Genomic DNA, 19,739 nt, shown 5'->3' on the forward strand with positions numbered 1-19,739 from the left:
CATCCTCGGCACGCGACTGCTGGTCGCGCCACGGCCGTCCTCCGATCATGAAGGACACCTTGAATTCTGTTGTCGAAGCGGGCCTTTGCCCGGGCTTCAATGCAGGCTTATCCCGCGCTGTGCCACTGCAGGGGATCGGCAGGCTCGCGGAAGGCAAAGCGCAGCAGGTGGCTTTCGATCACAGATTTCGTTTCCGCCAGTTGCGCCTCGTCCGGAGCCTCGACCCGGATGCGCAGGGCATCCGGGTCGGCCTCGAGATAGCCGGTGCCGCAGGAGAACCGCAGTTGCCCCTGCCCTTCGGCCTGTTCCACCGCGATCTTGTGGGCGAAGTGCTTGCACAGCTGGGCGAGATATTTCCCGCCATTCTCCGTTGCAAAGCGGGTGGATGCCTCAAGCATGGAAACTCCTGTCAGGACCGCGGTGTCAAAAAGTGGCGCGCGCGCTCAGCATGAACGAGCGACCCGGTTCATAGAGCGGCGTGACCGTGCCGAATTCCTGGCCATAGGTGGCCCGGTCGGAATAGGTCTCGTCGAAGACGTTGTTGAGTGCTGCGCGCAGCGTCAGGTTCGGATGGCTGATCGGCTTGTATTCGACATAGGTATTGACAACCTCGTAGCCATCGAACGGCAGACTGCCCGGCGAAACATCGTCATAGTCGAGCGCGAATTCGACATCGCCGCCAACGGTCACGCCCCAGTCCGTGAAGGTATGGGCGGCAGCAAGCGTGATGAACTGTCCAGCCGGCGCGGCCAGATAGGTGCCCGTGTCGGAATCCGCCGGCACGCCGTCGATCGTTACGTCGATATTGGCGTACTTCACCTTAACGTAGCCATCGACCCAGTCATAGCCGGCACCGATCTCGAACCCCTGGGAGCGGACATCGTGGTTTTCGATGCCGCGCAGAATCGCATAGCGCGCAGCGCGCGCATCATCGAGATCCGTGCGGAACACACTGCCTTCGATCGAGAAACCGTTGTATTTCGCCTCTAGACCGAGCGCGTAATTGTCGGCGCTGCCCGATTGAGGCCCCGAACCATAGTCCCAGTTCGGGTTCATGATGAAGTTTTCGGCAAGCGGTACGCCAGCCCAGACATGCGAGTAGCCGGCCTTGGCGGTCAGCAGATCCTCGATCAGGTCGTATTCGCCCGAAAGATTGCCGCTGAAGCCGGCGTCGTCCCATTCTTCGTCCGTCGTTCCCGTGAACCACTGCTGATCGCCGCGCACACCAAAGGAAAGGCGTGTCCGTTCCCATGGCTCCAGGCGGGCCTGGGCATAGATGCCGACATTCGACGCCTTTTCCCGGCTGGCATCGGCCCCACCTTCAAGCTCGGCCTCGTCGCTATAGAAATCGATGCCGGCAGTGATGCTGCCGATATCGAAGGCAAACTTGTTTTCGAACTTGCCGTTGAAACTGTCCGTTGTACCGACTGCCAGATATGTCGGCTGCGGGAAGACCGGAACCTCCAGCGCGGTCTTGCTGTAGGCGAGCACGAGCTTCGGATCCCACCAGCCTTCCGGCGTACTGTCGGTATAGGTGAAGACGGTGTTCTGGCGATCCAGCGTGTAGTCGCGCACGATCGGCTCCCAGGGACGGCCGGTATCGACGAAGCCTGCATTGGCGCGGTAAGGGCGTGGCGCAGCGTCGTGAACGCGATCGTGGCTGAGCGAGATGCGGTCGCCGCTCTCGAACTCATAGGCGACCTTGCCGATGCCGCTCAGGAGGTCGGTGCCCGTGCCCTGTACCGCCTGGCCGTTGCCGCCGCTGAAATCGTCGCCCTTGCCGAACTTGAAATAGCCGAGCACCTCAAAGCCTTCCTTCATGCCATAGGCCGAAAGGCCGGTGGTGAAGGTTTCGCTGTTGAAGTCATAGTCCGAGGCGATGAAACCGCCGAAACCGTCAGCGTCGAGAAAATCGCGCGCATCCTTTGTCTCGTAGGCGATGGCGCCGCCAAGCGCGCCCGGGCCGGCATCGGCCGGCGCAATGCCGGCATCGACGCCGACGGCCTTCAGAAGACCGGGATCGATCAGGTTCGTGCCACTGTGGTGGAACACCTTGTTGTTCTGGCGGCTGCCGTCGATGGTCACAGCCAGGTTCGTTTCCTCGATGCCGTGCACATAGACCTTCTGCGACATCGGCAGCGAACTGCCGACGGTAACACCGGGTTCACCAGCAAAGACGTCCGCAAGGTTTGCCGGGTTCTTTTCCGCCAGGTCGTCTGCGGTGATGGTCACGCCGCCAATGCCGGCGACGCCGTCACCATAGACGGAAATCTGGTCCAGAACCGTCGCGCCATCCGCCGCCACATTTCCGGCAGCACCGCCATCGGCAGCACCGGCCCTGCCGATCACGGCCGTACCACCAGAAATTTCGTAGGGAATTCCGGTGCCGGCAAGAAGGCTGGCGAGCGCCTGGGCCGGCGGCAGCGAGCCACTGACCGCACTGGAGCGCGCACCGCGCGCGGTATCGGCCGACAGCGTCACCTGCAGGCCGGACTGCCGGCCGAACGCATTGAGCGCGCCAGCCAAAGACTGCGCCGGGATATCGAATTCACGGCTGGCGCTCACACGCCCCATGGTGTCCTGCGCAAAAGCAGGATTCAGCGCATCGAGCGCAAGGGATGAAAAACCGACAATTGCCGTTGTGGCAAGCAGGCGCAAGGCATGGGTGCGCGCACTGGCCGATTGAAAAGAAACATGGCCTGTACGGCGTCGCGGCGAAATCATTTTACCCCCGTCTCGGTTAAGCAGACGCAGTGCCCCCGGCATGCGCTTCCGACCAAAGACGACGGGCTCCGGATTTTTTTTCACCCGGATCTAATTTTTCTTGAGTATTTTTATCCTGTTAAAATTGCGTGAGTACGCGGCCGTACTCCGTGACGTCCCGGACCCTGCCGCCATAGGGCTGCACCAGAGCCTTCAACGCGCGATCCGGGTCTGAGAGATCGTAGAGACCAGTCACCCGCCGCGCGGCAAGCCTTGGATCGGGAACGCTGATCCACGCCGTATGATAGCGCTGCAAACGCTCGACAACATCGGCGATCGTCACATCATTGACGAACATCCGCCCCTGTCGCCAGGCGGCAATATCCTCCGGCGCGATCGTATCGCGTGCGACAGCGCCGCTGGCGTGGTCGACCACCGCCATCTCGCCCGGCGAAAGTTCGAAATTCCCCTTGCGCGCACCCTCGTCGTAGGAAATGGCGACGCGGCCGCGCGCCAGTTCGACTGTGGTTTCGCCACCCGTCAGCTGGACATCGAAGGCCGTGCCGAGCACGAGAACCCGGACGCCGCCGGCATACACCGAGAACGGCCGCTTCGGATCATGCACGACGTCGAAATAGGCCTCGCCGGCCAGCAAGGTAACCTGTCGCCCGGCCGTGGACACATCGGTCTTTATGGCGCTACCGCCGCCGAGCTGGACGACAGTGCCGTCCTCAAGCGTCACGATCCGGCTTTCACCGGTTCCGGTCCTGTGGTCCGCCTGCCACCAGACCAGCACTGACGGCATAGCAAAGACGGCAAGTAGGCTGACGCAAAGCGCGGCACCGGCGATCGTGGCACGCCGGAAACCGCGCCGTCTGCGGATTGGCGATGGTCCGGCCACTGGAACCGCTGGCCACAACTGCTGATGCACGGGAGGTACCTCGCCCAAAAGCTGCCAGGTCTTCAGTGCATGGCTCCAGGCGCGCCCATGCGACGGGGAGCGGCCGATCCATTGCTGGAATTCACCGTCGATATCGGGACAGTTCGGGCTTGCCTTCAACTGCAGAAACCAGTCCATGGCCTCTTCCAGAATGACGACGGGAATTTCGTTTTCTCGGCTCAATTCACACCTGCACCGGCAAATCCTCATGCCAAAAGGCACATTTCAAGCCGAATTATCCGTTCTATGACAAAGACGATTTGCCTGTGGTTTTTTTTCACAAAACCGTCGTCATCCCGTCAAGTGTCCACAGTAAGCCTTTCCGCAATCCGCATCATGGCAGTGCGGACGTGCCGATGCGCGGTGGCGACGGATACATCCAGCCGCTCGGCGATCTCGTCCAGGGTATAGTCTCCGAAGCGGTGCATCTCGAGCGCGACCCTGACATCAACGGGAAGTTCGGAAAGAACGAGCGAGACCTGCCGGAGTTCGTCGCTCAACAAGAGGATCTGTTCCGGACTGCGTTCCTCGCCCGGGATGGACCAGAAGGGCGGATCGTCGCTCTGCTCCCGCGCTTCGATCCTGCGCCGTTTCAATGCATCAAAGGAAAGATTGCGGACAATACGGTAGAGGTAACCCAAGGTTTGCCTGGCGGAGCCGAAGGCGGTATTGGCCGGGGCGAACCGCAGGAACGCCTCCTGCACGATATCCTCGGCGGTTTCCCGCGAGCCGAGAATACGCGTCGCATATTCGATCAGCGCCTTGCGGTTGGCGATATAGAGACTGGTACGGATTTCGGCGTCTGCCATGGCCTGCAGCTTCCGTTACAAAAGCGGGTTTTCAAGAACCGATCGCACCGCCACTGTCATTGCCGCGTTCCTTTCGGTTTCCGGTTGCCGATCCCGCCGACAAACTGATGCACAGCGCCCGCGACCGTGCCGAAAACCCTACCTCGGGGCACGATGCCGCGGACCTATATCACAAGGTTTGTAAACTTGTCTGGAATTATCACCTTTGTTTGCGATTTATCGACGGCACGCCGCGCCGGCGAAATTCCCCGCAAATAGCAGCCGAGCCGGCGCCGGTCTAAAGAGTTGCCAGCGCCCGGTTCGAAATGCTGCTGCCGTTCGCCTTGCGGATCGCGACCTTGGTCTCCAGCGCCTCGATGACGGCGACGGTGAAATCGACATTGTAGAGCTCAGCGATGTCCGGCAGACCGCCCGGTGTGAAGACGTTGATCTCCAGGATCTTGTCTCCGACGATATCGAGGCCGACCATGAACATGCCGTCCTCGATCAGCTTCGGGCGCACCATTTCGGCGACCGCGAGAATAGCCGGGGTGATCTCGACGGCTTCAGCCGAACCGTTCGCGTGCATGTTGGAGCGAACCTCGCCGGACGCCGGAACACGGCGGAACGCAGCATAGGCGCCCTTGACCTCAAGCGGGCGGCCATTCATCAGGAACAGGCGGATATCGCCGGCCTTGGCCTCCGTCAGATAGGCCTGCGCGATCAGATAGCCCTCGCCACTGACAGCCTCGAAAATCTGGTTGAGGTTCGCATCGTCCGGTGAGGCGATCTTGAAGACGTTCTTGCCACCGGATCCCTGCAGCGGCTTAAGGATAACGCCTTTCCGGTGCTCGCTGATGAAGCTCCGGATTTCCTCGATGCTTTTGGAGATCAGCGTCGTCGGGCGAATGACCTCCGGAAAGTCCTGAAAGTAGAGTTTGTTCTGCGCCAGGGCAAGGCCAGCCGGATCGTTGAGAACAATGACGCCGCGCTCGGCGGCAAGTCGTCCGAAAATCGATCCGACATGAGCTGCCCAAGGCCGGTCGTCGGCATCGAGCGAGGGATCGCTGCGAAGGAACAGCACATCGACATCACGCACATCGATGGTCTCGATCGTCGTGTCCTTGCCCTGAAGGTCGGAATGAAATGCCTCCGCCTTCTTGTATTTCGACTTGGGCAGCGTCAGCGCACGCACCATCAGGCTGTCATCCGGGCGCAGGACAAAATCGCCGGGCGTGAGGTAGCAGATCTTGTGACCGCGCTCGAGCGCTGCCAGAGCCAGAGCCGTCGTCGTATAATGCGGCGCTTCCAGATCGATCGAATTGACGAAAAATGCGATACGCATGGTGTGCTCCTAGGGATTGATCATGTCGAGAGGGGAAATCCCTTGACGCGCAAGATCGAGGCGGGTCTGGGCATGGGGATGGGAAAGAAAGTCCGGGCGCACGACCGGCGCCTGGAGAAGACCCCGCGCGCTCAATTCCTGCATCACATGGAAATGCGACGCGGAAATCTTGCCCATCCAGAACGGATCCAGCGCGCCGCCGGCCTTCAAATGGTCGAGCAACTGCAAGAGACCGCGAAGATAGATCGCATCCTTGGCCAGCCCCCCGCCGCGATAGAGGCGCAGCACCAGGTTGAACGCATCGTCCGGGTCCAGACCATAAGCGTCGGTCAGGCTGGCAAACGTGCGTTCGAACGGCGCGCTGTCGAGCATCATGGCGCAGCCGACAACACGGGCCGCGATCAACCGCAACCGCTCAACCGTCATGCCGCCGCTCAGATACTCGGCAAAGACAGCCAGTCCCTCCTGCATGCCCTCGTAACCGGCAAGCCCGGATCGGAAAAGCCGCAGCCCCTGTGCCGATCCGTTGAAATAGGTAAGCAGATGGACGCCAACCTCATGGCTGAGCAGCGGCTCGACGCGCCGGCGATCCATCAGCGTGCTGCGGGAAACGAGAAGACGGTTTCCAGAGACCATCAGCCCGGAGGGAAGGTCGCCCCGGAGCTCGACAGTCGCCTCAAAGCCGGGATATTGCCCCTGGTATCCGGCAATCATCGCCCGCGCGCGCCTGTCGAGAACGAAACAATCGGCCATCTCCGGTTCTGTTGCCGATGCCAGGCTGTCTGCGGTGGCGGTCAGGATCCGGGTGGCCACGTCCACCAGCGATGGTTCGACAGGACCATAGAGTGCCCTTCCCAGCTCGATGAAACGCGGCGTCTCGCGCGCGGCCAGCATCGAGAGTTGAAGATCCAGCTCCTGCTGTTTTTCCCGGTAGAGGGCGTAAAGGACGGGGTCCTCGAAACGATCGAAGGCGATGGTGAAAAGCTTGCGTTTTTCCGCCTCGATATCGACGGTTAGAGGCCGATAGAGAAACCGGGGGGCTGTGCGAAAGCCGCCCGCCTTGAATTCCGCCCAGGCAGCATCAGCATTGATCGGCGTTACCGCCAGCAGGAAATCGAAGCTGGAGGCAATGTCGTCGATGCTGCGATCGGCGCGGCTGACGGCATCGACGAAGGCTTTGCGTCCGAGCTGCCGGTGGGTGGTGAGTTTGAGGCCATCAATGTCGCGGATAAAAGCTGCAAAAGCCTGAAGTCCGGCATCGAAGATATTGGCAACAAGCTGTTCGCGAAGGTCCGGATAGACGTTGTCAGACCCCGGCTGCCGATAGATCGGCGCAAAGCGCAGGCTGATCGAAGGATAGCCGGTATCCGCAAACGCAAAATCCTGCGCAGGCGCCTCGACAGCCGCGCCCTGCTGTACAACAGGGGTGCGAAACTTCGCCTTCACGTCTTGCACCGCTTCGACCAGCACATTGGCCGCCAGGGTCGTTTGAGCATCACCCGTGTGAAAGACCTTGACTTCGAAAGGTGGGAGATACGGCGCATCATCGGTCAAGAGCGCGTCGTCCGCCAGTTCGCCGATCTCCAGCAAAAGGAAGGTGCCGAACCGTTTCTGAAGCGCCCGACCGACAGCATTGATGATCGGTCGGGCCGTCGCGATATCCGGTGCAAGCAGATAAACCGCATTGGCCGATGCGATATCGCGGGCGACGACATGGTCCCCCACTCCCAGCGCGCTGCCCGCCTCACGCTTGCCGGCCTCGACAAAGACGCAGAGGAAAGGCAACGGCCGGTCGATGTGCAGCCGGCCACCATCGCCAAATTCCTTGCGCACGGATTTGCCTGTTTCAATGCAGGCCAGGACCTCCGCCATCCAGTCTGGCTCCGTCGCCTCAGGCCGCGGCGCTTTTCGATGCGAATGGATCATCGCATCGCCGCCAGCGCATCTTCGAGCACCGGAACCGTCGATGCGATCATCGCGCGCATGGCCTCAAGCGCCTCGACATCTGGCGCTCCCGTCCATTCATCCATGAAGAACTTCTTGAATTCGACGGCAATCGCGCAGCCGGTCTTGGGAAACATGTCGTGGATGAAGCGGGTCTGCTCGCCCTTGCCCTGAAAGGCGATGTTTTCCCGCACATCCATGCGACGGCCGCGAAATTCGAAACTGGCGAGTTTTTCCATGAAAGCGTCGACCACGCCCCAGCGCGCGCGATCGATGGACGAGGTGCCGATATTGATCTCGGGCGCAGCACCGCTATCGGTTGGCAATGCATCGGGGCCGTCGCGGTGATGATTGTAGCTGTGAATGTCGAGCAAAACAAAACGGCCATAGCTGCGCTCGATCCCCCGCAGGTAGGACGTGAGCATGGTGTAGTAGTCATCATGGACCCGCAGCGATGCTTCGACGAGGTCAGCAGCCGGCGCCTGTCGCCAGACATTCAGGCCCCACGCCTGCTCTGGCCGGAGATAAACGGCGCCGTCGCGGGAGCGGTTGAGGTCGACCTCGAAGCGGGAGCGGTGGAAGACGATCCTGTTGCGGACATCGCGGATGGTAAATTCGGTAAAAGGATCCTCTTCGCGCAAGCGCTCTGCATCCGCAAGCGCCATCAGCGGGAGGAGATCGGCACGCACATTGTGCCCATTGTGGATCGCCGTTGCGACAACAGGTGAGGCGCCGCGCTGCGTCGTCCACCAATCATCCGAGGCAGGGAATATTTCGACGTCCCTTTGGTCTGACACTCGATCACCTCCATTTTGGACTGTCGCCTTCAGTGGCTAATTCCGCTCTATGACAGCGTCGCCATCGTGGCTCCCAGCATGTGGGGATGGTGCACGCAACGACCGAACAAACGCATGCGCACACTGTTTGTTCCTCGTCTCTCAACAGCGCTTGCGGCAAGCAAAAGTTGAATTTTGCGCATTTCCAGTAAAATTGACTGGACTAAGAGAGCTTCAGCCCTAAGTTGGAAATGTAATTTCGCCGAAATGGCTTCTCCGCAAAATTCTACCGGGACGCGACAATCCCGGCTGATTCAAGGAAACGAAGATATGACCACTTCCGCTGATCCCGGGCGTTTTCCACGCATCGCCCTGATTTCCACCCATGGTTACGTCGCGGGGATACCGCCGCTCGGGGCGGCCGACACTGGGGGACAGGTCGTCTATGTCATCGAACTGGCACGCAAATTCGCCCAGCTCGGCTACACCGTCGATGTCTACACCCGCCGCTTCGAGGACCAGCCGGAATTTGACGCGGTCGATGACCGGGTCAGGGTCGTCCGCATCCCCTGCGGCGGCCCGGATTTCATCCCGAAGGAATATCTGCATGAGTCGCTGATGGAATGGTGCGAGAATGCCCTGCGCTTCATCAAGCAGAATGATCTCCACTATGTTTTCATCAACAGCCACTACTGGGACGCAGGCGTTGCCGGTCAACGCCTGTCGGAAGCCCTGTCTGTCCCGCATATCCACACGCCGCATTCGCTCGGCCTCTGGAAGAAGCGGCAGATGGAGACGGATTATCCGGAAAAAGCCGACACCTTCGAAGCGGAATTCAATTTTTCCGAACGCATCAAGCACGAACTGATCATCTACCGAAGCTGCGACATCGTCATCGCAACCACGCCGGTGCAGCTTGATGTTCTCGTCGATGATTATGGCGTTGCCAGAAGTCGGGTGCACATGGTTCCGCCGGGCTATGACGACAACCGCTTCTTTCCCGTCTCATCCGCCTCGCGCGAAATGGCGCGCCAGCGGCTCGGTTTCGAGGGCAAGGTCGTGCTGGCGCTTGGACGACTGGCGACGAACAAGGGCTACGATCTGCTGATCGACGCCTTCGGGGTTCTGGCCGAGCGCGAACCGGAGGCACGCCTGTTGCTGGCCGTCGGCGGCGAGAGCATGGACGATGCGGAAAAAGTGATCCTCGACGAACTGAAAGCAAAGGCCGCCGAACTGAACCTTGAGGACCGGATCGATTTTTCGAGCTTCATCGCCGACGAAGACCTGCCCGACTATTATCGCGCTGCCGATCTCTTCATCCTGTCGAGCCGTTACGAACCCTTCGGCATGACGGCGATCGAGGCCATGGCGAGCGGTACGCCGACGATCATCACCGTACATGGCGGGCTGTACCGCGCCATCAGCTATGGTCGCCATGCGCTGTTTGCCGATCCCTTCGACAAATACGATCTCGGCATCACGATGATGAAACCGCTCCGACACGAGCGTCTCTATGGACGGCTGTCGCGCATGGGCGCGCACAAGGCCCGCAGCCTCTTCACATGGACGGGGATTGCGCAGCAGATCATCGCCGTGGTCGAAGGACGGCCGATGCTGCAGGCGCTGGATGACAAGGATTGGGCGGAACCATGGAACGACGGCGATTGAAACAGGTCAGGCTCTTTTCATCCGATCTTGATGGGACGCTGGCCGGGGACCGGCAGGCCGAAGCACGATTTGCCCAGGCCTGGGCCAGCCTTGATCCGCTCACCCGGCCGCTGCTCGTCTACAACAGCGGCAGGTTGATCGAGGACATGCAGGATTTCCTGCCGCAAACCGCGCTTCCCGCGGCCGACTTTCTGATCGGCGGCGTCGGGACCATGCTGATCGACATGCAAAGCCCGCACACCGGGTCGCTTTACACCAGCGCCCTCGGCCAGCCATTTCAGCAGAGGGTCATCCGCTCGGTCCTCGAAAAGACAGGGCAGGCCACCCTCCAGCCCGATCGTTTCCAGCACGCGCACAAGTCAAGCTGGTATCTGCACGATGCTTCGGATCAAACCGTCGCCTCGATCGAGCTGGAATTGCAAAAGGCCGGCGAAAAGGTCCGCGTCGTTTATTCGAGCGCCCGTGACCTCGATATCCTGCCCTTTGGGATCGATAAGGGGGCAGCCCTGACATGGCTTTGTCAGCGTGTCGGGATCGGTCTCGACGAGGTCGTTGTCGCCGGGGACACGGGCAACGATGCCAGCATGTTCCTGCTGGAGCAGGTGCGGGGCATCGTCGTTGGAAATGCACTTCCGGAACTGCACGTCATCGGCCAGGAGAGGCCGAATATCCATGCGGTGCGACAGCCGATGGCCGACGGTGTCCTCGAAGGCTTCGCGCATTGGGGCGTGATCAGTCCCGCCGCTGGGATGTAAGGTATAACTTACAATCTCAAGGCCCAGACCGTGGCATTGGCCACGCTGCCGGATGGCGCAGTCAGGCGTGCGGAGCGGATCGGGGCGAAGCCGTCTATGCGCTTCGTGCCCACCCATCGGCCATCATCGGCAAAAACCTCGATCGAGCCATAGTCGAGAAAAATCCGCAGCCGTTTCGGTCGGGCACCGCGGGCGACGTAATCGGGAGACGCGCCGGCGCCTTCCACTTCGTGACGGATCCACAGACCGACATCATCGACGAACACACCGAGCCGCACATCCGGATGGTCAAGCTCCAGCTCGAAAGGCGTTCCGGCGTCGTTGAGTTCGAAGAGGATTTCCGCAGCGCCACTGTCCAGCTTGACTGTCTGCCCCGCCGCCAGGCGGGTGCGGTCGAGCATCTGCCCGCGCAGGCTTTCCGCCGGGCCGATCGGTGGCGTCCGCAGCACGCCGCCGGACAGCAGGATGCGCCGCGGCAAAGTCATGGCCGTTGGAAAATCGATCGTCGGTCCGGCATCGGCCCAATTGGCAAGCCAGCCAATGCCGATGGCTGTATCGCCATCCATGAAGGCCTGGAAGGCATAGTTGTCCGTGCCGAAATCCAGTTCCTGCTCATATTCCTTGACGAAGGAACGGCCATCAAACCAGCCGACAGCCGCCATGGTCAGGTTCTTGCGCCTCGTGTCAGGATCTTCGCTGGTCATCAGTCCGAAGATCAGCGCCCAGCGCGTCTTCGGATCGGTCGCCAGGCCATCGAGCGGCAAGAGACAGGGGCATTCGGTCGCTGTCGTCTTGTAGCGGCGCTCCACCGACAACTTGCCCACATAGGTCCATCCGCCGGCCGCCGTGTGATCCTTGGTCTCGTAAAGAAGGATGACGCCGCCTTCGTCGCTCTGGCTGCCGAGCAGCATCTTCCAGAGACCGTCCGGGCCCTTGAAGACATAGGGATCGCGGAAATCGAGGGTGAGACCCTGGTTCTCCGGTCGATGCGGCAGGATCACGTCGGCCTGTCCGGCCATGATCAGGTCGCCCGATGTCGCAGTGAGCTGGATCTGCTGCTCGGGCTGGCGATCCTGAACCTGCTCGGTGAAAAAGACCCGGATGCCCGGCCCGTCGGGCAGCGGGATCGCAGAGCCTGAAAACGCGCCGCCGCGCTTGTCCGGCCGCGCGGCAATTTCTTCAGAGGGAAACAGAAAGATCGGCAGATGCCGCCAGCGCAGATAGTCCGAGGACACCGCATGCCCCCAGTGCATCGTGTTCCAGCGCAGCCCGTGTGAATAATGCTGGTAAAACAGGTGCGGGCGCCCGCCGAAGCGACCGAAACCGTTCGGATCGTTCATCCAGCCGAAAGGCGGACGAAAATGATAGCCACCGGGCAGATCCGGCGCTGCGTTGACCGGATTTGTATGAATGACGGTGATGCCGGTTTCCAGCACATCGGCGGGCGTGAACCAATACGCCACCGACACAGAGGTTTCCGCCGTATCGTAACTCAGCTCGATCGCGCCGCCGCCGAAGACATGAAAAATGCGGAATTCGTTTTCGTCCGCATTGGTAACCAGCACCTCGCCAAACTTGCCGCGGGCACTGGTGAAGGACAGGGAGCCCTGGCGGTCCGCGGAAACCGCTTTCAGCCAGATATGCAGCGTCGCATTCACCGGCAGATCGACCAGCAAGGTGCGGACCGTGTCGGCTGTGCTGGCGGTTATTGCTGTTTGATCCATGTCTGTCACCTTATCCCATCGCGAAGTGTCGAGCGGCCGGACCTGCTTCAATCAGACGCCGCACGGCGCCATCAAATCGCGGGAAAAAGGCAAAACCGTGCTGCCTTCACCCAAAACGCCCCGGCAGGGAATATGGCTCCGTGCCCGATAATTTCAACAATGCCGGTCCAGCGAACCGGCATTGTTTTGCCGCAAAGTGGTCCCGGCCGTCCAAATCATGCCGAAGCTCCGGCAAGCCGGGTGTGCAGTCAAGTGTTGCCATACGGGTGCCAACCCGACACCCCATGAAATTTCAGCGAATGTACTTGAAAGAGTTGCATTCCGGACTTTGTCCAATGGACGGGCTTCAAGCCCGGTGCCATCATGTCTTGATCGTGCCGCGTGGAGGCGTACCGATCGCCACGAGCAGGAGGAAATACGTGAAAAAGGTCGGCATCGGCATCATCGGCTGCGGCAATATTTCGAGCGCCTACCTGAAGGCCATGGCCTCTTTCCCGATCCTCGATATTCGCGGCATTGCCGATTTGAACAGTGATCTGGCCGCGGCGCGGGCAACGGAGTTCAAGGTGCCGGCAAGAGACATTGCCCAGCTCCTTGCCGATCCCGACATCGAGATCATCGTCAACCTCACCGTGCCGAAGGCGCATGTGCCGGTCGCGCTGCAGGCGTTGGATGCCGGCAAGCATACCTATTCGGAAAAGCCCCTCGGCATCGCTTTCGCCGAGGGCAAAAAGCTGGCCGAGGCCGCGCAAGCCAGAAACCTGCGCATTGGCGCCGCCCCGGACACCTTCCTTGGCGGCAGCCACCAGACGGCGCGCCAACTGATAGACCAGGGCGTGATCGGCCACCCGGTCGGCGGCACCGCAACCTTCATGTGCCCAGGTCATGAACGCTGGCACCCGAACCCGGACTTCTATTACGAAGTCGGTGGCGGCCCGATGCTCGACATGGGGCCTTATTACATCACCGACCTCGTCAACCTGTTCGGCCCGGTGGCGCAGGTCGCCGGTTTCGCGATCACGCCTCGGACACACCGCACCATCACCAGCCAGCCGCGCAACGGCGACGAGATCCCGGTGCATGTGCCGACCCATGTGGCAGGCATGATGGCCTTTGTGAATGGCGCTGTGGTGCAGATCGGCATGAGCTTCGATGTCGCCGGCCACAAGCATGTTCCCCTCGAGATCTACGGCACCGAAGGCACGCTGATTGTGCCGGATCCGAACAATTTCGGTGGAGAGGTCGAACTTCTGAAAAAGGGCGGAAGCTTCGAAGTACAGGAAACGATACAGCCCTATGCGGATGGCAATTATCGCTCGATCGGCGTGGCCGACATGGCGCATGCCATCCGCTCGGACCGCCCGCACCGGGCAAACGGCAATCTGGCGCTGCATGTGCTCGAGGTCATGGAAGCCTTTCAGACGGCCTCTGCGACCGGACGAACAATCACCATCACGACAGTGACCAAGCGGCCGGACGCCCTGTCGGGTTCGCTTGTCGACGGACGGCTGGCGCGATGAGCCTCAGCCGGAATGCAATCAGGAGGAAAGACCATGCGTGAAGCACTAATCGTCTGGGGCGGCTGGAGCGGCCATGAGCCGGAGGAATGTGCCGCCGTCATCAAGGACATTCTGGAGGAGGACGGCTTCAAGGTGCGTGTCGAGGCCAGCACCGAGGCCTTCGCCGATCCTGCGGTGCACGATCTTTCGCTGGTTGTGCCGATCGTCACCATGTCGAAGATCGAAAAAGACGAAATCAGCAATCTTGCCGCCGCCATCGAAAGCGGCGTCGGCATTGCCGGCTATCACGGCGGCGCCGGCGACAGTTTCCGCGATTGCGTCGATTACCAGTTCATCATCGGCGGCCAGTGGGTGGCCCATCCCGGCAATATCATCGACTACCGCGTCAACATCACAAAGCCGGACGACCCTGTCATGCAGGGCATCTTCGATTTCCCCTACACGTCCGAACAATACTACATGCATGTCGATCCCTCCAACGAGGTACTGGCGACGACGACCTTTACCGGCGACCACGCGCACTGGATCGACGGCGTCGTCATGCCGGTCGTCTGGAAGCGAAGATACGGCAAGGGCCGCGTCTTCTATTCCTCGCTCGGCCATCAGGCAAAAGAGTTTGACGTGCCGGAAATGCGGACGATTTTCCGCCGCGGGGCAAGCTGGGCGGCGCGCTGACAGAAAACCGATCGATAAAGATCGGACATCGAACGGTATCGATCATGGACACTTAGTCCATACGGGACTTTACTGTCTACGCTTTCCGGGATACAAAGTCCGGCTTACAAAGATTGCAACGCCAATCGTCCCGGAGAGCACCCATGCAGATCGAGGAATTCACGCTCGAGCGAATCCAGTCGCTTTACGAAAACCTGGTGGAGTTCAACCTCTCCGACAGCGGGGTTCATCCCTATTCCCTGAAGGAACTGTTGACGCCGCAGCAGTTGCTTGGCCTGCACGAGGTCGAGCTGGGCTACGGCTGGACCAATGGCGGCGTCGAGCTGCGCGATACGATCGCCCGCCTCTACAAGGACCGCGACCGCGACAACGTGATGGTCACAAACGGCTCGGCGGAAGCCAATTTCATCCTGGTGATGACCCTGCTCGAGCCCGGCGACGAGATGGTGCTGGTCGTGCCGAATTACCTGCAGATCCGCGGCTGGGCCAAGGCGCTGGGCGTCACCGTCAAGGAGATCGTGCTGCGCGAGGACCTCGGCTGGCTGCCGGATCTCGACGAGGTTCGCGCCGCAGTCACGCCGAAGACGAAGCTCATCAGCCTGTGCAATCCCAACAATCCGACCGGCAGCCTTCTGCCCCGCGAAACCATGGACGCGCTGGTCGATATCGCCCGCGAACACGACGTCTATCTGCATGCCGACGAAATATACAAGGGCTCGGAACTCGACACCGAGGAATCCATCAGCTTCGCCGATCTCTATGAAAAAGCCGTGGTCACCGCCGGCCTGTCCAAGGCCATGGCCCTGCCCGGCCTGCGCCTCGGCTGGCTGGTCGGCCCGGCACGGGAGATCTACGAAACCTGGCAGCGCAAGGACTACACCTCGATCACCACGGGGGCGCTCAGCGAATACATTGCCAACATCGTTCTGCAGCCGGCCAAGCGTGCCGAAATTCTCACGCGCAGCCGCCGCCTGCTGCGGGAAAACCGGGCGTTCCTGACGTCATGGATCGGGGACCATAACAATCTCTTCTCTTATCTGCCGCCCCGCGCCGGCGGCATGGCCTTTGTCCGCTACAACAGAGACATCAATTCCTCGGTTCTGGTCGACCGCGTTCGCGAACAGAAAAGCGTGATGCTGGTGCCGGGTGACGTCTACGGCCTGGACGGGTACATCCGCATCGGTATCGGCGCCCAGAAACATCATCTGGAAGCTGGACTGTCCCGTCTCGCGGACTTCATGCGGGAGTGAGGGTTCGCATATGAGACCCGAACTCGCCCCCTTTGCCTCCGTCTGCGATGGTGTCGCCCAGCTGTTCCAGCCCTTTGTCGAGGTCGTCCTGCATGACCTCGAGACGGAAACGGCGGTCCACATCGCCGGTAATTTTTCAAAACGCGAGATCGGCGAGCCATCCCTCCTGAACGAGATCGACTTCCGCCCGACCGAGCGCATTCTCGGTCCCTATGAAAAGGTCAACTGGGACGGACGCCGCATCAAGTCGATCAGCATCATCCTGCGGGATATGGCTGGGCGGCCGATCGCCGTGCTTTGCATCAATGCCGACGTCTCGCATTTCCATGCGGTGATGCAGGCGCTCAGCGCCTTTGCCTCGGTGCCCGTCGATCACGACAGACCGGCAAGCCTGTTCAAGGAGGACTGGCACGAGCGCATCAACGAATACGTCAGGAACTGGACGACATCGCGCGGGCTGATCGTTGCCACGCTGTCGCGCGAGCAGAAGCAGCAGCTCGTCAGGGACCTGTCGGCCGATGGCGCGTTCGGCGGCCGGAATGCAGCAACCTATATTTCGCGGGTCCTCAGCATGGGCCGCGCAACCGTCTACAAATACCTGAACCAGGAGCGATCGGAGGCCGAATGATCATCCTGTCGCGCTCCGAAATCGAGGCTTTGGTTGATCTCGACACCGGCTTGGCGGCGGTCGAGCAGGCCTATATCGCGGCATCGCAAGGGCGAGCGACGATCCCGCCGGTCGGCTATCTCGCCTTCCCCGAAGTCGACGGTGACTGTCATATCAAATACGGGCATATCTCGGGTGATCCCCTTTTCGTCGTCAAGATCGCCAGCGGCTTCTACCGCAACCCCTCGATCGGTCTCTCGACATCAAGCGGCGTTATGCTGGCTTTGTCGGCAACGACCGGCCAGCTGGAGGCAATCCTGCTGGATGAAGGTTTCCTCACGGATCTGCGCACCGGGCTGGGCGGTGCCATCGCCACGCGGGCGCTCTGCCGACCGGACGCGCGCCGCGTCGCTATCGTCGGCTCGGGTATCCAGGCCAGTATGCAGATCCGCTGCCTGCACCGGGCGATGCGCGAGACGTCCCTCACCTTCACCCTATGGGGCCGTTCCGAAGTGAAATCGGCGACGATTGCGCAAACGCTTGCAGGGGAAGGCATTCCGGTCGAAACGACAGACAATCTGGAAGCACTCTGCCGATCCGCAGACATCATCATCACCACGACACCGGCGCGCCAACCGTTGATCCCAAGCGAATGGATTGCACCCGGCACGCACATCACCGCTGTCGGTGCGGATGCGCCAGGCAAGCACGAACTGGACACGGCACTGGTGGCGCGCGCCGACATCAGGATCGCCGATCACCTCGACCAGTCTCTGGCGCACGGCGAATTTTCGGCAGCCTTCGACGCCGGATTGATCACCCGGGACAGCTGCAGCGAACTCGGCGGAGTGCTTGCGGGGATGGCCCCTGGTCGGAAAAACCGGGCGGATATCACCATTGCCGACCTGACCGGTATCGTCGTTCAGGATATCGCCATCACCCGGGAGATCCTCGACGCCGCCAGCAAAAGCCTTGACAAACCGGTCGTTGACCTTTCAACTTGAGCCATTCACCAGGGGAGTCCCGGCAAGGGGCTGAGATACTGCTAGCGCGCGCAGTGACCCGTTGAACCTGATCCAGTTCATACTGGCGTAGGGACGGTGCAAGCGCTGCTACGACTCCGATTCCGTTTATCCGGAATCCGTGTCGGCGTCTTTTCATCTTTCCGGCTCTCCAGAACTGGGTCTCCAACGCAACATTGGAGCCTCACGATGAATATCGCCGCCAAGACCATCCATCCGACTGTCACGCAAGGCCCGCTGCCCGCCTCGCGCAAGATCCACACATCCGGCACCCTCCACCCCGATCTGCGCGTGCCCATGCGCGAAATCAGCCTGCACCCGACCGCCGGCGAACCACCGGTCATCGTCTACGATTCCTCCGGTCCCTATACGGACGAAAGCCACAGCGTCCGCATCGAAAACGGCTTGCCGCGCCTGCGCGAAAACTGGCTTGCGCAGCGCGACGATATCGAGACCTATGACGGCCGCCATGTGAAGCCGGAGGACAACGGCTTTGTCTCCGGCGAGAGGCTGACGCCGGAATTCCCCGTGCGCCATGCACCGTGGCGGGCAATCAACGGCAAGGCGGTCACCCAGCTGGCCTATGCCCGTGCCGGCATCATCACGCCGGAAATGGAATACATCGCCATCCGCGAAAACCTCGGGCGCGCTGCCCCCACATCACCGCTGATCCGCGATGGTGAAAGTTTCGGCGCCCATATTCCCGATCACGTGACCGGTGAATTCGTCCGCCAGGAGGTTGCTGCCGGTCGGGCCATCATCCCCGCCAACATCAACCACCCGGAACTGGAGCCGATGATCATCGGCCGCAATTTCCTGGTGAAGATCAATGCCAATATCGGCAATTCCGCCGTCACATCCTCGATGGCCGAGGAGGTCGAGAAAATGGTCTGGGCCATTCGCTGGGGCGCGGATACCGTCATGGACCTCTCCACCGGCCGCAACATCCACAATATCCGCGACTGGATCATCCGCAATTCTGCCGTGCCGATCGGCACCGTGCCGCTCTATCAGGCGCTGGAAAAGGTGGGCGGCATCGCCGAGGACCTGACATGGGAAGTCTATCGCGACACGCTGATCGAGCAGGCCGAACAGGGCGTCGATTACTTTACCATCCATGCCGGCGTGCGCCTCGCCTATATCCCGCTGACCGTCAACCGGGTCACCGGTATTGTTTCGCGCGGTGGGTCGATCATGGCCAAGTGGTGTCTGCACCATCACAGGGAAAGCTTTCTCTACGAGCATTTCGACGAGATCTGCGACATTTGCCGGGCCTATGACGTTTCGTTTTCGCTGGGCGACGGCCTGCGTCCGGGCTCCATCGCCGACGCCAATGACGCCGCGCAGTTTGCCGAACTGGAAACGCTCGGTGAACTCACGCAGATCGCCTGGGCAAAAGATTGCCAGGTGATGATCGAAGGGCCCGGCCACGTGCCGATGCACAAGATCAAGGAGAACATGGACAAGCAGCTGAAAGTCTGCGGCGAAGCCCCGTTCTATACGCTCGGACCGCTGACCACCGACATCGCGCCAGGCTACGACCATATCACCTCTGGTATCGGCGCGGCGATGATCGGCTGGTTCGGAACCGCGATGCTTTGTTATGTGACGCCGAAGGAGCATCTGGGTCTGCCGGACCGGAACGACGTCAAGATCGGCGTCATCACCTACAAGATCGCCGCCCACGCAGCCGATCTGGCCAAGGGGCATCCGGCAGCCCAGATGCGCGACGATGCCCTGTCGAGAGCCCGTTTCGAGTTTCGCTGGGAGGACCAGTTCAACCTCTCCCTGGATCCGGAAACCGCACGCGCCTTCCACGACGAGACCCTGCCGAAGGAAGCCCACAAGGTCGCGCATTTCTGCTCCATGTGCGGTCCCAAATTCTGCTCGATGCGGATTTCCCACGACATCCGCGCCGAGGCGCAGAAGGAAGGGTTGGAGGCAATGGCGGCCAAATTCCGGGAAGGCGGCAAGCTCTACGTGCCGCTGAGTGAAACGCCCGACGCACCAGCCGGAGAGTGA

The 19,739-nt window shown here is 61.0% G+C and carries 16 protein-coding genes and 1 riboswitch; of the genes, 8 read left to right on the forward strand and 8 right to left on the reverse strand.

The window, feature by feature from the left end:
* Positions 1 to 107: 107 nt before the first annotated feature.
* From AX760_RS00940 to AX760_RS00970, 7 genes are all read right to left on the reverse strand, one after another.
* The gene (locus tag AX760_RS00940; protein WP_071830947.1) at positions 108 to 398 is read right to left on the reverse strand and encodes a DUF2218 domain-containing protein; all 291 of its coding nucleotides are present in this window, start codon (positions 396 to 398) and stop codon (positions 108 to 110) included.
* Between the two features lie 25 nt (positions 399 to 423).
* Positions 424 to 2,724 (reverse strand): TonB-dependent receptor, encoded by a 2,301-nt coding sequence (locus tag AX760_RS00945; RefSeq protein WP_071830948.1) that lies wholly within the window; start codon positions 2,722 to 2,724, stop codon positions 424 to 426.
* A gap of 118 nt (positions 2,725 to 2,842) precedes the next feature.
* Positions 2,843 to 3,826 carry a FecR family protein gene (locus tag AX760_RS00950; protein WP_175551987.1) on the reverse strand — a complete coding sequence of 328 codons (984 nt, stop codon included), beginning with the start codon at positions 3,824 to 3,826 and terminating at the stop codon, positions 2,843 to 2,845.
* Between the two features lie 116 nt (positions 3,827 to 3,942).
* Complete coding sequence (locus tag AX760_RS00955) at positions 3,943 to 4,452, reverse strand: RNA polymerase sigma factor (protein ID WP_071830950.1); 510 nt, start codon at positions 4,450 to 4,452, stop codon at positions 3,943 to 3,945.
* 277 nt (positions 4,453 to 4,729) lie between these two features.
* The gene (locus AX760_RS00960) at positions 4,730 to 5,776 is read right to left on the reverse strand and encodes a glutathione synthetase (protein ID WP_071830951.1); all 1,047 of its coding nucleotides are present in this window, start codon (positions 5,774 to 5,776) and stop codon (positions 4,730 to 4,732) included.
* Between the two features lie 9 nt (positions 5,777 to 5,785).
* Entirely contained in the window at positions 5,786 to 7,648 is a 1,863-nt protein-coding gene (locus tag AX760_RS00965) for a flavohemoglobin expression-modulating QEGLA motif protein (RefSeq protein ID WP_342587477.1), read from the reverse strand.
* A gap of 50 nt (positions 7,649 to 7,698) precedes the next feature.
* Complete coding sequence (locus AX760_RS00970) at positions 7,699 to 8,517, reverse strand: N-formylglutamate amidohydrolase (protein ID WP_071830953.1); 819 nt, start codon at positions 8,515 to 8,517, stop codon at positions 7,699 to 7,701.
* 309 nt (positions 8,518 to 8,826) lie between these two features.
* Between AX760_RS00970 and AX760_RS00975 the strand changes: the two genes are divergently transcribed.
* Both AX760_RS00975 and AX760_RS00980 read left to right on the forward strand, forming a co-directional pair.
* Positions 8,827 to 10,164: a glycosyltransferase family 4 protein gene (locus AX760_RS00975; protein ID WP_071830954.1), complete on the forward strand. Its 1,338-nt coding sequence runs from the start codon at positions 8,827 to 8,829 to the stop codon at positions 10,162 to 10,164.
* Complete coding sequence (locus AX760_RS00980; protein ID WP_245294905.1) at positions 10,161 to 10,919, forward strand: HAD-IIB family hydrolase; 759 nt, start codon at positions 10,161 to 10,163, stop codon at positions 10,917 to 10,919. The genes AX760_RS00975 and AX760_RS00980 overlap by 4 nt, the downstream gene beginning before the upstream one ends.
* A gap of 8 nt (positions 10,920 to 10,927) precedes the next feature.
* On the opposite strand, the gene AX760_RS00985 is transcribed toward AX760_RS00980, so the two are convergent.
* Positions 10,928 to 12,643, reverse strand: coding sequence for a GH32 C-terminal domain-containing protein (locus AX760_RS00985; protein WP_087149125.1), 1,716 nt, complete (start codon positions 12,641 to 12,643; stop codon positions 10,928 to 10,930).
* Positions 12,644 to 13,062: 419 nt separating this feature from the next.
* Between AX760_RS00985 and AX760_RS00990 the strand changes: the two genes are divergently transcribed.
* From AX760_RS00990 to thiC, 6 genes are all read left to right on the forward strand, one after another.
* Positions 13,063 to 14,163: a Gfo/Idh/MocA family protein gene (locus AX760_RS00990; protein ID WP_071830957.1), complete on the forward strand. Its 1,101-nt coding sequence runs from the start codon at positions 13,063 to 13,065 to the stop codon at positions 14,161 to 14,163.
* Between the two features lie 33 nt (positions 14,164 to 14,196).
* Positions 14,197 to 14,838 carry a ThuA domain-containing protein gene (locus tag AX760_RS00995; protein ID WP_071830958.1) on the forward strand — a complete coding sequence of 214 codons (642 nt, stop codon included), beginning with the start codon at positions 14,197 to 14,199 and terminating at the stop codon, positions 14,836 to 14,838.
* Positions 14,839 to 14,981: 143 nt separating this feature from the next.
* Positions 14,982 to 16,088: an aminotransferase class I/II-fold pyridoxal phosphate-dependent enzyme gene (locus AX760_RS01000; protein WP_071830959.1), complete on the forward strand. Its 1,107-nt coding sequence runs from the start codon at positions 14,982 to 14,984 to the stop codon at positions 16,086 to 16,088.
* Positions 16,089 to 16,098: 10 nt separating this feature from the next.
* The gene (locus AX760_RS01005) at positions 16,099 to 16,716 is read left to right on the forward strand and encodes a helix-turn-helix transcriptional regulator (protein ID WP_071830960.1); all 618 of its coding nucleotides are present in this window, start codon (positions 16,099 to 16,101) and stop codon (positions 16,714 to 16,716) included.
* Positions 16,713 to 17,699, forward strand: a complete 987-nt coding sequence (locus AX760_RS01010) for an ornithine cyclodeaminase family protein (protein WP_071830961.1) — start codon at positions 16,713 to 16,715, stop codon at positions 17,697 to 17,699. The genes AX760_RS01005 and AX760_RS01010 overlap by 4 nt, the downstream gene beginning before the upstream one ends.
* A riboswitch (TPP riboswitch) is annotated at positions 17,700 to 17,811 on the forward strand.
* Positions 17,812 to 17,906: 95 nt separating this feature from the next.
* Entirely contained in the window at positions 17,907 to 19,739 is a 1,833-nt protein-coding gene (gene thiC / locus AX760_RS01015) for a phosphomethylpyrimidine synthase ThiC (protein WP_071830962.1), read from the forward strand.

The organism is Pararhizobium antarcticum (assembly GCF_001885585.1).
Lineage (GTDB): Bacteria > Pseudomonadota > Alphaproteobacteria > Rhizobiales > Rhizobiaceae > Pararhizobium > Pararhizobium antarcticum.

Excerpts from the sequence above, each read along its gene's own strand:
- AX760_RS00985 (WP_087149125.1), bottom strand. The coding sequence starts at position 12,643 with ATGGATCAAACAGCAATAACCGCCAGCACAGCCGACACGGTCCGCACC.
- thiC (WP_071830962.1), top strand. The coding sequence starts at position 17,907 with ATGAATATCGCCGCCAAGACCATCCATCCGACTGTCACGCAAGGCCCG.
- AX760_RS01010 (WP_071830961.1), top strand. The coding sequence starts at position 16,713 with ATGATCATCCTGTCGCGCTCCGAAATCGAGGCTTTGGTTGATCTCGAC.
- AX760_RS00960 (WP_071830951.1), bottom strand. The coding sequence starts at position 5,776 with ATGCGTATCGCATTTTTCGTCAATTCGATCGATCTGGAAGCGCCGCAT.
- AX760_RS00955 (WP_071830950.1), bottom strand. The coding sequence starts at position 4,452 with ATGGCAGACGCCGAAATCCGTACCAGTCTCTATATCGCCAACCGCAAG.
- AX760_RS00945 (WP_071830948.1), bottom strand. The coding sequence starts at position 2,724 with ATGATTTCGCCGCGACGCCGTACAGGCCATGTTTCTTTTCAATCGGCC.
- AX760_RS00965 (WP_342587477.1), bottom strand. The coding sequence starts at position 7,648 with ATGGCGGAGGTCCTGGCCTGCATTGAAACAGGCAAATCCGTGCGCAAG.
- AX760_RS01000 (WP_071830959.1), top strand. The coding sequence starts at position 14,982 with ATGCAGATCGAGGAATTCACGCTCGAGCGAATCCAGTCGCTTTACGAA.
- AX760_RS00995 (WP_071830958.1), top strand. The coding sequence starts at position 14,197 with ATGCGTGAAGCACTAATCGTCTGGGGCGGCTGGAGCGGCCATGAGCCG.
- AX760_RS00975 (WP_071830954.1), top strand. The coding sequence starts at position 8,827 with ATGACCACTTCCGCTGATCCCGGGCGTTTTCCACGCATCGCCCTGATT.
- AX760_RS00940 (WP_071830947.1), bottom strand. The coding sequence starts at position 398 with ATGCTTGAGGCATCCACCCGCTTTGCAACGGAGAATGGCGGGAAATAT.
- AX760_RS01005 (WP_071830960.1), top strand. The coding sequence starts at position 16,099 with ATGAGACCCGAACTCGCCCCCTTTGCCTCCGTCTGCGATGGTGTCGCC.